Genomic DNA, 15818 nt, shown 5'->3' with positions numbered 1-15818 from the left:
TACCAGTGCTGATTCTGTTGATTCTAAATTCACAATTGAACGTGTCATATCCATATATATTGTGATGGATAACCTTCTTTATAGCTCAAATATAAAACCGTCGCACATAAAGCGAGCTGTTTTTCACTTGCTTATAGCTTGTTGAAGAAAGCTGAGTAGTCGGTATTTTGTACCTTTAAGGGGTTAAATACGTTTTTTCTTTACTAACTTTTTAGACTCGTTAGCATGCTGTTGTTAGATTTTATTCCTCTAAACCCATTTTTATTATATCAAATCGCTATAAAGTTATTATGTCAACTATTTATTTTGTGTGTATTTATACATATTTAAATCAATGTCTTAACCTTTAATTTATCTTTTTTTGTAGCTTACTTTGATTTTTTCATCTTAAGCGCTCAAATAAATCTATTTTTTCTTGATTAAATCATATTTGACGTCACTATAACTGAATCTAAACTTGTAATTCAATTAAGGGGGTATTCAGTATGACTATGAAATTTGATTTGTCAGACATAGATGACGCTTATCGCAAAAATGACATGCGTCGTAAACTTCAACGCTTTAGTCGATGCAACATAAGTGGTCTTTCACCTACTAACAAAGACACAAGTCCGCACTTTTTTGAATCGCGGAACGAATCAAATTTTGCGTTGCTTTTTGAGTTTGACTCGAATATCAAATTTGTGAAAAGCCAGCCATTTTCAATCAGCTACTTGGATGATGAAAAAAAGAGGCTGTACACACCCGACTTCTCTACAATCGATTGTTTTGGTAATGTTTTTGTTGTTGAAGTTAAAGTTGAGGACGCAATGAATGATGAGACGAAACGTTTACATAAATTGATTGGGGAAGCGTTTAAAAAGTTAGGTTTTGAGTTTGTTGTGATGACAGAAAAACACTTACCGTCTCGCACTGAATTGTCGAATTTAAATATGATAATGCGAAATGCGCATGCGTTAGGCTGTGTCGATGACGAGGTAGTAAATTACTTACTTGATGTGTTGCCTCGCGAGCTTTCACTGCAATCTGCACTTGAGATATGCGACAGCTTAAACTTGAATCGAGATTTGATTTTTTACTTTGTTTTTAAAGAATATGTAAAAATGGATGTTTCTTCTGTTATTTGTAATGAAACGGTTATAACAAGTAATATTTACAAGGAGGCTAGATGAGTGCTTTAATCTCACAAGGGGCGAAGTTTAAAATGTCCGAGACGTCTTATGTTGTTCGTTCAATAGCACAGGAGCAACTCGGTAATACAATTTTTTACTCACGGTTTGATGATGAAAACCAGACAGTAGACAAGGCAGATGTTAACTCAATATCGCAGTCTGAACTTGTTGACAAATTAGTGAATAGTGAAGCTTTATTGTATGAGAATACTTCAGAGATATTGACTAACAAACTATTGACTGAAAATCAGTTGGTGGCACTTGATATGTGGAGTGACTTTGTGGTGTTGCATCTTGAAATACACCCTAAAAACTTTACTTCAAATAACAATGTTGATGAAACGAGGCAAGTATTTAAATGGGAGGAGTATAAATCAAAAGTTTATTCACGTAGTACATGTCAAGCGAAGATAAAAGCGTATTTAGATAGCCAAGGTGATATCCGCTCTTTAATTAATCGCGGTTATCACGAGAGTAAAAATACATCGCGACTGACAGCGGAAACGGATGATGAAATTTACGACTGTTTCTGTAACCACTACTTTGTGCGCAGTGATGAGACTGCAAAATCAGTCAATGAAATTGCGAGTCTGATACGAACTAAGTTGTCAAAATTGCACAAAGAAGAGCCTGCGTTGTACCCCGTTATTCCTTCTGTCGATACGATTTATCGTCGTTTTAATGCGATGAAGTCGCAGTTTGTGAATGAAAAGAATCTCAGTAAAGCAGAAGTAAAAAATCAGCGTTATCAATTAGGTCGTCAATATGTAGCAGAAAACCCACTCGAAAGAGTTGAAATGGATGCTATCTACATAAATCTTGGAGTGCGTACCAAGTCAGGAAAGTGTCCAAAGACGGGTGAAAAATTGGGAACTTATTTGGGAACTATTGTAATGATGGTTGCTATTGATACATGTACTCGCAATATCCTTGGTTATTCAATCGATGTTGGAAAAAAAGTATCTGAGTCAGCTGATTTAGCAGTTGAATGCTTGAAAAGTGTTATCACACCAAAAGCTAACCCTCAATGGGTTGCAAGCGGCATACCTGTGGCGATTTACACTGATGCAACTACGGCCACGAAAGGTAATGCGTATAAGCGTTTTGCATTGAATATGGGTATAAAACCCATCGTTGTGCGTGCTGGTGAACCGCAAAGCAAACCCTTTATTGAAAGTTTTTTCAATACGTTGCGCCGTGAATGTTTGAAAAAGTTGCCCGGCTACATTGGTTCTAAAACGCGTATAAATAATCGTCACTTAGAGCCTACGGAAACTGCTGAGTTACATTCATCTATGACACGTAAGGAGTTCATCGATGAGTTTGAACGTTTTATATGTGATTTCTATATGGATTCAGCGCATGGCGGACTAAACGATCGCACGCCTAATGCTGTTTGGAAAAGCAAGATTAGCAAACAGCCTTGGCTCCAGACTTTTCCACATGAAAACAAAGGTTTGTCTGAATTTCGTGGATGCTATCGTCACTCGCTTACGCTGTATGGAAATGGCTCAATAAAGCTGAACAATGAGCAATATGTCAGCTCAGAACTGAAAGAGCTCAGCGCGTCTGGCGTTAAAACAGTCGAATGTTTTTACAGTAAAATCGACACGCGCAGCGTTGTTGTGAAACATGAAAATGACACATTTATCGTGCCATTGCGCGAGATGAATCATCATGAGGGAGCTGGTTTTCAGCAAGCTGAGCTTGATACTGCACGTAAAACTCAATACGGAGATGACCCGAAGGGTGAGCGTCTGCATTATGAAACTGAAGGCGGCAAAAATAATGGCCTAGGAAACTTTAAAAAAGCCAAAGCAAAAGAAGCTGAGAAAAAGGAGCTTGAAACAGGCAGAAAGCAGCCAACTAATTCTAAAGTCGATAATACTAAAGTTATTGATGTTAATGCACCTAGCGCGCAAGAATTGATTTTAGCTTCGCTTAATTCGTCTGTCGAATATGATGATTTGTCTGTGAGTGATGATGAGTTTCACGCAGGAGGAGAGCTGTGAGTGAGTCTTTAAAAACGAAAGCTGCCATGCTTTTTGAAAAGACAGTTCAATGCGCTGATAATGCGCAAGAGCTCAACGATTTGCTGCAAGAATCTGAGCAAGTATTAACCCTTGAGGTAGGCAGCTGCTGCGTTATTGTTGGCGATTCTGGGAGTGGTAAAACAACGTTAGTTAACGCGTTTATTAAGCGCTTTAATGCAAAACCAGTTGATGACACTAATGACTCTCTACTAGCTAAAGCATGTTACATACGTTCACCCTCAAACATGAACCCACTCGACCTTTTTCGCTCAATTTTGTCAGGTATGGGCGAGCCCGGCGTTATTCTAGGCTCTGAAGTCGAGCTGCGTCGTCGAATTGTCCAGCAATTAAAAAATAAACATTATCGTGTACTTGTTTTTGATGAATTTCAACAAGTCGTTGAAAAAGTGGGTGTTAAATCTGCGCGACAAATTGCTGACTACTTGAAAGAGCTTGTTGACGAATCTGGCTTATTTTTAATTTTCGCTGGCACGTCTAAAGTAATGAACTTACTCAAAGTTAATGAGCAGTTTGCGTCGCGTTGCTCACTTATCATCAGGAAAAAGTTACTGTCTGTATCAACGAAAAGTAATCACACGTTATTCGTGAATTATCTTCTAACACTGAATAAGGTGCTGCAATTTACACAAGTCGATTTCACAAAACCTGAAATAAATTTACCTATTTTTGCTGTAACGAATGGCGACTTACGACAGTTAAGTATCTTGATACGCAAAGCGATTTACAACGCTGAAAGCGAAAATAGAGGTGAAGTATTAAAAAAAGATTTTGTTGATGTGTCTTCTGCTGTACGTGTAAACCAGCAAAGAAAATCAAACCCGTTTTCAAAAAAATTTATGATTCTAAAAAAAGAGCTTGGAGTGAATTATGAAATCTAATACAACAATAACGGCATTCGGCGCTTGCTCAGTCATTGCAAATTTTTATGGCTTTACGAGTGTACAAAAATTATTTAAATCAAATTAGCTAAGTGCGCCGTACTATTGGCATTTGTATACAAGCGAGCATCTGGATAAGTTATACGACATTGAGCTAGTCAAACGCGATATAGCACAATATAGCTTACTAGATAGTGTTGAAGTTTTGAAATCGAGCTTTGCAGATTTCTATTCGAAAGAATTGAAAGTGTGTCCGTCATGCGTCAAAGAAGATGGGTTGCACAAATCAGTGTGGCAGTATACGTCAACAACAGTGTGTGAGGTACATCGTACTTCGTTAGTTAACACTGCTAACTTGCTTGCTTTGGACTCATGTGAAGAGGAGCAACAGGAAACACTATTGTCATTTGAAGTGCATCTCCTAAGCTTGAGCTGTAGCGAAAGAGAATTATTTGCGAATAAGCTAATGACGTTTGCTGAGTATGTCTTTAGACCATTTGACTTTATCACTGCAAAGCTCAAACTCCGAGAGGTCAGTGTTGCGTTTCTGCGTTCATTGTTTGAAGACGTATATAAGCTTTTATGTTGCAAAGAGCTTATATACGTCTGGGAAGAGTTGATTCTGACACATCGAGAAAACCTTAATACTATGGGAGTACTTGTTACACACTACGGTATTAATGAACTAAAAGCGCAAATTCATTCATTTAATGTTATTTCGGGAACGACTTTAGTCTGTGAGGCGAAACGGATTTTACTGAAATATCACGATGCGGATTTTGATACTGCTATATACGTTTCAACACATCGTTTTGATAATGGTGTTGATGTGAATAACGTCAGTTTTCAAGTAGACGGTGTGATGTTGTCTAAATTCTTAGGCATTCACATGAAATCTATCATATATATGGCTATGCAAAATACATTTACAGCTGTGTACTTATGTAAACAACCGGACAAGTCATTTTTTGATATACAGGTTGTTGAAAGTCTATTGTCGAAAGCGTTTGTACCGAGCTTAAACATTCAACAAACAGAGTCATTTATTAATATTAGCGATATACCAAAAGGTATTTATGACTTATTCGACTTAACAATTGAAGAGCTAATTGACGCTGCGGTATCGGGGCAGGTTGACTCGCAATTTAAAGTTAATACGACAGTTAGCTATGTAAATCATCTTTTAATATCTGAAGCTGGGGTTAAGGAAGTACTGAAAAATAAGTGGCAGTCCATGGGGGATGTCAAAGCGTGCGATGCGATTAAAATGTTAAAAATAAATTCAAACGTGCTAAATAAACTCATAACGGAAGGATACTTAGTACTTACAAATGATAAGTCACGTATTGATGCCGATTCGATACGCGATTTTGTCAGTAATTACTTAATACTGAATCGAAAAGCAAACTTTGAAAAGGCACGTAGTTGTGAAAAACGTGTGACGGGTTGCTGTAAAGTAGAGCCCATTCATCAGATTTACATGAGCCCGAAAACGACCGACTTTGTTTTGTATAATAAAGCCGATTTAAATGATTGTTGTATGCAGCAATTGCAGTCACGATTTACGCATTTTAATCAACAGAAAGTCGACCTTTCAAAAGACGTTATCACTTTTCAAACAAAGTGAATGTAAAGTCGCAAAGTAACCTTACCTTCAACGTTTAAAAATAATAATTGTACCAAGCCTAAAAACTCAGCTAAGATGAACTTAAGTTAACTCCAAGGTCGAAAGGTTTTGGTTTTTCTTTTGCCTGATTTTTGATATTTACCAAGTATTGAAATTGTGGCTCGCTAAATTCCAAAGACTTTTCGTAAAAATGACAAATTCCAGCGTTTAATAAGAAATTTGGAAGATCCCCTATCAGAAACTGATATAAAATTTCCCCGTCGTTAATAGATCTAAATTCCAACTTTGGAACAGAAAGAACATTTGTAATTTCTATTCCAAAATTGAATTTGTTTCTTATAGGCTGGAGTAGAGTTATATATTGCAAGGGCTACCTAGGCGGTTTCTATGACAAGCTTTACTATGATGACATCCATAGATAACTGAGGAGCTTTACTAAGATGACACCCATAGATAACTGAAGAGAGATCTATAACTTGCACTGATATAAATTAGGTACTAAATTTATCGATAGTCTATTAAATGGTGGGTTATCACATGGCTATAGCAAGAAAGCGGCAAATTAGTTTAGCTGATACCAAATATTATCATTGTATTTCAAGGTGCGTACGTCGTGCTTTTTTATGTGGTGAAGACCTTTTTACTGGGCGGTCGTATGAGCATCGCCGGGGTTGGGTTGAGGATAAATTACTCGCTTTAGCTAAACTATTTTGCATTGATGTATGTGCTTACGCTGTTATGAGCAATCACACGCACATAGTGCTGTATGTAGATGATAAAAAAGCCAATAGACTTAATGATAAAGCAATCATCCTTCGCTGGCATAAGCTATGTAAAGGCACTGTTTTGACACATAAATATCTTCTAGGTGAAAAGTTAAGCGAAAGTGAGTGTGTGTTTCTAAGAGAAACGGTGAAAGAATATCGTGGGCGTCTTTCAAGTATTAGTTGGTTTATGCGAATGCTAAATGAAGATATCGCTCGTAGAGCGAATAAAGAAGATAAGTGCACGGGCCGTTTTTGGGAAGGACGTTTTAAGTCTCAAGCCTTATTAGATGAAGCCGCGTTGCTGGCATGTATGGCGTACGTTGATTTAAATCCAATTCGAGCTCAAGTAGCGACAACACCAGAGAACTCAAAACATACCAGTGTAAAACAGCGTTTAGAAACTGCTAAAAGTGGCAAGCAGCCAAATAAATTAATGCGATTTTCAGGTTCAAAGAGACAATATATGACAAAGGGGTTGCCGTTCGAACTCAAATCTTACCTAGAGCTTGTTGAATTTACAGGTCGTTGTATACAAGTAGGTAAAGCAGGTTATATTGAAAAAACACAATTACCATTACTCGAGCGCGTCCATATTTCTTTTGAAAATTGGCTAAAACTAACAACTCAATTTACCCGAGTATTTCATGGCGCTGTAGGGCGCCCAGCATCACATGGAAGCTATTGTGAGCACCTACAGAGAAAGCGACGAACGAATATGAGTAATTGTGAAAAACTGCTAGCTTAGAATTTCAACAAGTAAAACATCTTACTTTAATTTTAATACGAACTTAATGGGCATTAACATGCTAAAAATTTGCGGTTCGTAGCCTACATACTGACGTTCTTCAATTAAATTATATTTAAATGTAACCAGAGGATAGAATTTCGAGTATAACTTGCTATATATTGGAAAGCCTAAAAAGAAATAACAATTACTCACCTAAATTAGAGTGGGTGTCATTTTATTTCTTAAATGTAATCAGAGGATAGAATTTCGAGTATAACTTGCTATATATTGGAAAATCTCAAAAGAAATAACAATTACTCATCTAAATTAGAGTGGGTGTCATTTTATTTTTTTTTGCTTTAGGGCGTCCAGCATCACATGGAAGCTATTGTGAGCACCTACAGAGAAAGCGGCGAACGAATATGAGTAATTGTGAAAAACTGCTAGCTTAGTATTTCAACAAGTAAAACAGCTTACTTTAATTTTTATACGAACGTAATGGGCATTAACATGCTAAAAATTTGCGGTTCGTAGCCTACATACTGACGTTCTTCAATAAAATTATATTTAAATGTAATCAGAGGATAGAATTTCAAGTATAACTTGCTATATATTGGAAAATCTCAAAAGAAATAACAATTACTCATCTAAATTAGAGTGGGTGTCATTTTATTTTTTTTTGATTTTATTTATGCTGTCTTCCTATCGAGAGCGGGGTAATAATGTATATATTTAAAGAATCTAATAAACCTAAACGTTTAGCGATATAAAAATGAGAGCCATAATGCTGAAATATATTTTATTAACGATTACCCTTTTGCTTAGCAGTACTGTTTTTGCAAGCCAAGCTCCTTATAGCGGTGAACTCACTGTAACCGCATTGATTAAAGAATATCCGAAATTTAATGATGAATACCTAAGTTACGCGCCGTCAGAAAATGAACTCAAATTAATCCAAAAGCTTGCAGGTAAAGAGGTGTTGGTCTTGTTTGGAACTTGGTGTCACGATAGTCAACGTGAAGTTCCTAGGTTTTTAAAGTTACTTGATAAAGCAAATGTTGAATTAGCTAAGCTAAGCCTAATCGCTGTGGGTTACGATAAACGCGACCCTGATGGAATCGCCAGCGAGCATAACCTACGTTACACCCCTACGATTATTGTATTCGAAAATGGTCAAGAGCTGAGCCGTATGATTGAAAGGCCTAAGCAATCCCTTGCTGTTGATTTGAGCCAGTTTTAACGAAAAGAATGCCCTAGCATTAGTTTATGATAGGGCAAGTCTTGTTAACTGTTTGAGAGTTGTTCGAACAGTTCAATTTGTACGCTGCAATTTGTAGGTAAAGAGCCTGAGTCCGCATTAAGAACAATAAAACAGTTTGCTTTACTCATTGATGTCAGCACCCCTGAGCCTTGAAAAGGTAGTGGTTCAACTATGTAATGGCCGCTTGAATTAATTGTCGCTATTGCACGTTGAAAGTCTGTCCTGCCTGGGCGTTTCTTTATTGGTTTAGTGGTTGTGGCAGTTAACTTATGATTGTTTACTTGCTGCTGGCCACTTAATTTTGCTAGTGCAGGAAGAACTAACTGCATAAAAGTAACCATGGATGAAACCGGATTTCCAGGTAAACCAAAGAAGTGGCTGTTAGTTAGTTTGCCAAATGCAAATGGTTTGCCTGGTTTCATGGCTATTTTCCAAAATTCAATGTTGCCAATTTTATCAAGTACTTCTTTGGTAAAGTCGGCTTCACCAACAGACACTCCCCCTGAGCTAATCACTACATCGCCAAGTTTATCGGCTTGGAGAAAGGCATCTTCAATTGCTTGTTGATCATCGGGTATAATACCTAGATCAATAACGTGATAATTATGACTGTGTAAGTAAGGAATAAGTACAGCCCGGTTACTTTCATAAATTGCCCCTTTGGGCAGAGGCTCACCTGGGGCAACTAATTCATTACCTGTAGAAAAAATCACAACAGTTACTTGTCTTACTACGTTTACATGTGAAATACCGATTGAAGCAAGCAGTCCAATATCTGCGGGCTTTAGCTTTTTTCCTTGGTGTAGTATGGGAGTGTTTTTCCTGATGTCTTCACCCGCTAGACGAATATTATCGCCTAACCTGACTGTTTCATCTAAAGTTATAAAGTTAGCTTCTCTGGTTACCTTTTCTTGCATCACTACAGCATTGGCATTTTCAGGAATTGCGGCACCTGTCATAATTCGAACGCATTCACCGGCCTGCAAAGGGGTCGTGAAAATCTCCCCAGCAAAAACGCTGCCAATAACTTGATATTGGTTTTGTTCTTCATTTATGCACAGTGCATAACCATCCATTGCTGAGTTATTGCAAATGGGGACGTTCATAGTTGCATTAACATCATCCGCTAAGACATAGTTTACGGCATCGACAATGGGTTTATTTTCATAGTCCGTAATGGCATGAATATTAGAAAGTATATTGGAAAGGGCTTGATCGACAGCTAATAAACCGGGTGCATTACAGGCGTCATTCATATATATTCATTTTAAAAGTAGTTAATTTGTTTTTAACAATAATCATAATGTCAAATATTTACAATAGCGTAGTCTGCACCTTTTGCATTTATTTAGCTTGTTTTGCTCAGGGTGTTTATGCAAAGGAAGTGATTAATATTGCAGTGGCGAGTAATTTTAAAGCCCCTCTACAAACCGTGTTGGCTGATGCCCCATTTATTGATGATTATGATGTTAAGCTCTCTGCAGCGTCGAGTGGCATTCTTTATACGCAAATTAAGCATGGCGCACCGTTTGATATTTTTCTATCTGCTGATCAACACAGGCCTACTCAATTAGTTGCAGAAGGGTTAGCTTATCCACATAGCTTAGCAACATACGCGCAAGGGGTTTTAGCGCTGTGGCAACCGAGTGCCAACTTACCTAACCATTTTATCGCAATAGCGAATCCGCGTTTTTCTCCTTATGGAGTGGCATCGCAGTATTACTTAAATAAGCATTTTGACGGCGGTTACAAGCGTATTCTAGCTAACAATATAACGCAAGCTTTCCAGTATATTGACAGTGGTAATGCTGCTCTTGGCTTGGTGGCTTTATCCACTCTAAAATGGGCTTATAGTAAAGACAGTCAGGTTAAATATTTACAATTTACTGAGTTACCCTCTGATAAATACCCGAAAATTGTGCAAAAGGGTGTCATTTTAAAATCAACTGAGCACAAGCGCGCTGCTGAGCGTGTTATGGATCACTTACTTTCTGAGTCAGTTCAGCAACGGTTTAACCAGTTTGGCTATAAAAGTGAATAACTCGAAATGTTAGAAAGTGATTTTACTGCGTTGTGGCTGACCATCAAATTAGCTGCTATAACCTCTATTATTCTATTAGTCATTTGTTTTCCATTTGCTTGGTGGTTAGCGAGATATCAAGGTCGATGTAAAGCTATGTTGGAAGCCGTTGTAGCATTGCCATTGGTGCTCCCTCCCACATTACTAGGTTTTTATTTGATGGTTGTCTTTTCGCCAAGTTCAAGTTTAGGTCAGTTTTGGCTCTGGTTAACAGGAACTCAGCTTGCATTTAGTTTTTCAGGGGTGGTACTTGGCTCTTTAATTTACTCCTTGCCTTTTGTAATGCAGCCCTTACTTGCTGGAATTTCACAGGTAAATAGTCACTATATTCAAGCAGCCCAAGCGTTGGGTTTCAGTGCTAACAAGCGTTTCTTTTATTTGCTTATCCCCTTATTGAAAAAAAACATGCTTAGCGCTTTTGCTCTAGGTTTTGCCCATACCTTAGGCGAGTTTGGTTTGGTGTTGATGATTGGCGGTAATTTACCGGGAGAAACTCAAGTAGTATCTATCGCGTTATATGATCATGTTGAATCGTTAAATTATACTGCAGCGCACCAATTGTCGCTGATTTTACTAGGTATCTCGTTCTTTTGCTTGGTATTGCTATTTAAGTTTAACCGTTCAGCCTTAACTGGTCGCAATCATCATGCTTAAAGTAAATATTAATTACCCGTTATCCGAGTTTACTCTTTGTGCTGAACTTGCCATTGAGCAAGGGACAATACAGGGGATTTATGGCCCTTCAGGAGCAGGCAAAAGCTGTTTGCTAGCTTGTATTAGTGGCCAAATCAAAGGCCAGCGGATTTTTAATAATGGCATTGAGCTAACGAACTTGAGCTCAGAACAAAAAGGGATCAGCCATCAGCTACAAAGCAGTCAATTATTTCCTCATTTAGATGTTGCTGAAAATTTAAAGTTTGCTTGTAAGCATAGGCCAAAAACGAATAATCAAATCAGTTTCACCGAAGTGATAGAGCAGCTTGAGATCGGCGCACTGCTACAGCGTAACGTAAGCTCTTTATCTGGTGGTGAAACCCAACGAGTTACGTTTGCGCGGACTTTGCTGGTAGGGCAAAACATTATTTTATTAGATGAGCCATTTGCAGCCTTGGATTGGCAAAAGCGATATATCATGCTTAATGCAATTCGTTATTTCGCCAGTACAAAAAACATCACCTTTTTATTTGTTAGTCATTCACTAAGGGAGTTGTCTTTTTGCTGTGATCAACTGCTGCAGCTTATCAATGGTCGTGTTGTTAATAAAGATGCCATACAGCAGGCAGTGAATGCTATAACTTTACAGCAAGCGTTCACACCATTTAGTTACCTTAAAGTTGATGAGGTCGAGTTCCTAAAAGAACATCAGTTGTATAAATTAACACTCAAAGATAGCCAACAGTTTATTTATACCAACTTAGCATCTGTTGTAGTAACACACTCTTTGTGTATAAACGCTGACCGAGTAAATTTATTGCAAAGTATCGATAAAAACAAAGCTAATATAAATATTCTTTGTTGTACTTATCAGCGTGTTTATATTGAGGGTAATAAAGCGGTTGTGCACTTAGATATTTGTGGTCAAAGTTTAATTTGCATACTCACAACCTTAGAATGGCAAATATATGCTTTTACTGAGGGGCAAACTGTTTATGCTCAAATTCCGGTGCACACTGTTGATGAATAGAGCTCATTGAGCTTTGTGAAATTTTTCTATCGTAATCATCCCTTAAGGCGATTGAAATTACCTGGTTTACTTTTTTCACTATGCCGTTTTTATTGCTTTCACACTGCACCGATATGACACATAAAATATGCACTTCAATAGTGCAATTTCACCTGTTTTCACTAGTTGAATCAACTATACCACTGAATATTAAAGTTATATTTTAGTGGCCTAACAATTGCTACTGCTGCTTATTGTTTTGTAAAACAAAACAATAAGCAGCAAATAATCGATTTTATACAATAAAAATTCGGAGAACGTAGCATGCAAGGTAACACAGGCTTTAATCTGCTCTCATTTCGAGGAAAAATGAAAATACTTCATTTGAGTTGGATGGTTTTTTTCATTTCGTTTTTTGTATGGTTTAACCATGCGCCTATGTTAGGTGCTATTGCATCGTCGTTAGGTATTAGCATGGCTCAAGTAAAAACCTTGTTGATCCTCAATGTAGCTTTGACTATCCCCGCACGAGTGATTGTTGGTATGTTCACGGATAAGTTTGGCCCTCGTATCGTATATTCAGCCTTACTTATGGTCTGTAGTATTCCGTGTTTTATGTTTGCATTTGCCAGTACCTTTGAACAAGCTGCGATAGCCCGTTTTTTTATGGGCTTTATTGGTGCTGGTTTTGTAGTGGGCATTCGTATGGTAAGCGAATGGTTTCCTGCTAATGAGCTTGGTATTGCAGAAGGTGTTTACGGTGGTTGGGGTAACTTTGGTTCAGCTGCCGCTGCGATGCTATTACCGGTTATTGCAGTACTATTTGGTGGTGATGATGGCTGGCGTTATGCGATTGGCTTAACAGGCCTGCTAAGTATTGCGTTTGGATTAATTTGGTACTTCAATGTGACAGACACACCAAAAGGGGGCACTTACTTTAAGCCTAAACAAATTGGTGCTATGGAAGTAACCAGTAAAGGCGATTTCTTCTTACTGCTGATCATGAAAATTCCTATGTATGGTGCTTTAGCTTTACTGGCATGGAAATTATCTGAAAACGGTGCCGGATTAATTTCAAGTTCAGTTGAAATCGGTATCTACGTTGCATTAGTTTTGCTGTATTGTTACGAAGTTTATAAAACTATTGTGGTAAATGGGCACATCTTTAAGCAGGACGTTCCTGAATCTCATCGCTATGAGTTTAAACAAGTTGCAGTGCTCAATATTTTGTACTTTACTACATTCGGCTCTGAGCTGGCGGTGATTTCTATGTTACCGTTATTCTTTAGTGAAGTATTTTCACTAGACATGGTTTATGCAGGGTTACTGGCATCAGCTTATGCCTTTATGAATCTAGCCTCGCGCCCGGGAGGAGGATGGATCTCAGATAGACTCGGCCGCAGAATCACTTTAATAGTTTTAACTGCTGGTTTAGCTGTCGGTTACTTTGTAATGGGGTTAGTCGATCAAAGTTGGCCGCTATGGCTAGCCGTTGCAGCAGCAATGGCATGTTCGTTTTTTGTGCAAGCGGGAGAAGGCGCTGTTTTTGCAGCTGTACCGCTGATAAAACGACGCTTAACAGGGCAAATTGCTGGGATGACAGGCGCTTACGGTAACGTGGGAGCGGTGGTGTACCTTACCGTTTTATCGATAGTTGAATACCAAACATTCTTCTTTACGATTGCTATTAGTGCGCTTGTCGGTTTAATTGCTTTATTTTTTATGACCGAACCAAAAGGCCATATGACAGAGGTTAATGAAGATGGCACCGTTGAGTTGATTTCTGTGACCTGAGGACAAAATGTGAAAGTAGAAACCGTTAAAGCAAAATCATCTAAACTAGAGTTAAAGGTAAGCTTTGGCGGTTTTTCTATGAAAGGCAGCAAACGCATCAATCAAGATGCATTTGCTATGCTTGATAGCAAAGGGCAAGAAAAGCACTATAAAGGGATCATCGCATGTATTGCTGATGGCTGTTCAAGTGCAAAATATGCTAAAGACGCAGCAAATTTAGCGGTAACGCATTTTATCCGTGAATACACTAATACTCCCATCAGTTGGTCAGTAAAAAAATCTTCTTCCAAAGTCTTGGCTGGGCTTAATCAATGGCTTTATTCACAATCTAGTAAGCATAGCTCGCTGGGTTATAGGCAAGCTGATTGGTTAGCAACGTTCAGTTCATTAATTCTTAAATCGACAACAGGCTATATTTTCCACTTAGGTGATACGCGCATCAGTGTTATTCGTGATGGAGCCTTACAGCCACTAACCCGCGATCATAAAACCAATCAAGTGTTAACCAAGGCACTTGGGGCTGAGTTGCATCAGGATATTGATTTTTACGAGTTTGATTTACAGCTTGGCGATATATTTGTAATCACTTCTGATGGAGTTCATGATTTCGTATCCGATCGAAAAATAGTCGATCTAGTATATTGCCATCCTAATTTAGAGCTTGCAGCAAAGTTGGTATGTGAGGAAGCACAACATAATAAAAGTGATGACAATTTAACGTGTTTATTAATAAAGGTGACAGAGCTACCGCAAAAATGTTTAGCAGAAAGCTATAAAGAACTGACTTATCGTAAAGTCCCTTTAGCATTACGCGCTGGTCAGAAAATTGATGACTACACAATAATACGTCAGATCCATGCGAGTTCTCGTTCACATATTTATTTAGCGCAACAAAGTATAGATTCAGAGCCGTGTGTATTAAAAGTGCCCTCGATTAATTTTCAAGATGATTTACATTACCTTCAAGGTTTTATGCGAGAGGGGTGGGCTGGACAACTTATTAATCATGCAAATGTAATGAAAGTAATAACCACGGCACCCGATAGCCACTTTTTGTATCATGTTTGTGAGTATATGGATGGTCAAACACTCAGGCAATGGATGCATGATGTAAAGCAGCCTACAATAGCGCAAGTGAGAAGTATTTTAGAGCAAATTGTAACGGCACTGCGTGCATTTCAGCGCTTAGACATGGTACATCGAGACCTAAAACCCGAAAATATAATGATTGATGCTAATGGAAAAATTACGTTAATTGATTATGGTACGGTGAGCTCTGCTAGTTTGGAGGAAGATATCACTCAGCTAAAAGATGAGTGCGCCCAAGGTAGTGTTGGCTATACTGCACCAGAGACAGTATTAACACTTCATGCTGACTTTAAAAGTGACTTGTTTTCTTTAGGCGTCATTGCATATGAGTTACTTTGTTCGAACTTACCTTATAAAAGCTTATCTAACCCAAACTACCACAAGCTTGATTACTCGTTTTGGCAGTACCGTAGCATTCGTCACTATCGTGCTGATATTCCTTTTTGGCTCGATCAAGCTTTAATGAAAGCGGTCGCGCCTCAGCCAAAGCATCGCTACCAAGCGCTTTCCGAATTTATTAATGATATTAAAACGGAAAATGGTGATATTACTGTTGAAACTAGGCAATTTAGCTTTTATCAACAACATACACTGATGATATGGAAAGTCGTCGCAATTGTTCAGTTTTTATTGTTATTAATATTACTACTACCTGTTAACTATTAAGCTGTACTAACTTGGTGCAGTAGCTGGATCTTCATAGTGC

Annotated in this window: 12 protein-coding genes; 11 read left to right on the top strand and 1 reads right to left on the bottom strand. The window is 38.1% G+C overall.

What is annotated here, in order from left to right; all coding sequences use genetic code 11:
• Positions 1-485 precede the first annotated feature (485 nt).
• The 6 genes from NQT69_RS12325 (at position 486) to NQT69_RS12300 (ending at position 8465) form a co-directional block, all read left to right on the top strand.
• Positions 486-1172 carry a TnsA endonuclease N-terminal domain-containing protein gene (locus tag NQT69_RS12325; RefSeq protein WP_256827963.1) on the top strand — a complete coding sequence of 229 codons (687 nt, stop codon included), beginning with the start codon at positions 486-488 and terminating at the stop codon, positions 1170-1172.
• Complete coding sequence (locus NQT69_RS12320; RefSeq protein ID WP_256827962.1) at positions 1169-3184, top strand: DDE-type integrase/transposase/recombinase; 2016 nt, start codon at positions 1169-1171, stop codon at positions 3182-3184. Before NQT69_RS12325 ends, NQT69_RS12320 begins: the two co-directional genes overlap by 4 nt.
• Positions 3181-4104: a TniB family NTP-binding protein gene (locus NQT69_RS12315; protein ID WP_256827961.1), complete on the top strand. Its 924-nt coding sequence runs from the start codon at positions 3181-3183 to the stop codon at positions 4102-4104. The genes NQT69_RS12320 and NQT69_RS12315 overlap by 4 nt, the downstream gene beginning before the upstream one ends.
• Before the next feature lie 112 nt (positions 4105-4216).
• Positions 4217-5731, top strand: a complete 1515-nt coding sequence (locus NQT69_RS12310) for a TniQ family protein (protein WP_306174026.1) — start codon at positions 4217-4219, stop codon at positions 5729-5731.
• A 537-nt stretch (positions 5732-6268) separates the two neighbouring features.
• On the top strand, positions 6269-7243 hold the full coding sequence (locus NQT69_RS12305; RefSeq protein WP_256827959.1) for a transposase: 975 nt from the start codon (positions 6269-6271) through the stop codon (positions 7241-7243).
• A 766-nt stretch (positions 7244-8009) separates the two neighbouring features.
• Positions 8010-8465, top strand: coding sequence for a thioredoxin family protein (locus NQT69_RS12300; RefSeq protein WP_256827958.1), 456 nt, complete (start codon positions 8010-8012; stop codon positions 8463-8465).
• 44 nt (positions 8466-8509) lie between these two features.
• Here the strand turns inward: NQT69_RS12300 and moeA are convergent, their stop codons facing one another.
• Positions 8510-9742 (bottom strand): molybdopterin molybdotransferase MoeA, encoded by a 1233-nt coding sequence (gene moeA, locus NQT69_RS12295; RefSeq protein ID WP_256827957.1) that lies wholly within the window; start codon positions 9740-9742, stop codon positions 8510-8512.
• Between the two features lie 128 nt (positions 9743-9870).
• Here moeA and modA point away from each other — a divergent pair, with 128 nt between their 5' ends.
• From modA to NQT69_RS12270, 5 genes are all read left to right on the top strand, one after another.
• Complete coding sequence (gene modA / locus NQT69_RS12290; protein WP_256827956.1) at positions 9871-10527, top strand: molybdate ABC transporter substrate-binding protein; 657 nt, start codon at positions 9871-9873, stop codon at positions 10525-10527.
• A 6-nt stretch (positions 10528-10533) separates the two neighbouring features.
• Positions 10534-11220, top strand: a complete 687-nt coding sequence (gene modB, locus NQT69_RS12285) for a molybdate ABC transporter permease subunit (RefSeq protein WP_256827955.1) — start codon at positions 10534-10536, stop codon at positions 11218-11220.
• Entirely contained in the window at positions 11213-12250 is a 1038-nt protein-coding gene (locus tag NQT69_RS12280; protein ID WP_256827954.1) for an ATP-binding cassette domain-containing protein, read from the top strand. The genes modB and NQT69_RS12280 overlap by 8 nt, the downstream gene beginning before the upstream one ends.
• A gap of 303 nt (positions 12251-12553) precedes the next feature.
• The gene (locus NQT69_RS12275; protein WP_256827953.1) at positions 12554-14023 is read left to right on the top strand and encodes a NarK family nitrate/nitrite MFS transporter; all 1470 of its coding nucleotides are present in this window, start codon (positions 12554-12556) and stop codon (positions 14021-14023) included.
• A 9-nt stretch (positions 14024-14032) separates the two neighbouring features.
• On the top strand, positions 14033-15778 hold the full coding sequence (locus NQT69_RS12270; RefSeq protein ID WP_256827952.1) for a protein kinase domain-containing protein: 1746 nt from the start codon (positions 14033-14035) through the stop codon (positions 15776-15778).
• Positions 15779-15818 lie beyond the last annotated feature (40 nt).

Source organism: Pseudoalteromonas shioyasakiensis, from assembly GCF_024518675.1.
In the GTDB taxonomy this organism is placed as follows: Bacteria; Pseudomonadota; Gammaproteobacteria; order Enterobacterales; family Alteromonadaceae; genus Pseudoalteromonas; species Pseudoalteromonas shioyasakiensis_B.
Note: the sequence above shows the minus strand (reverse complement) of the source record. Positions and strands in the feature narration are given on the sequence as shown.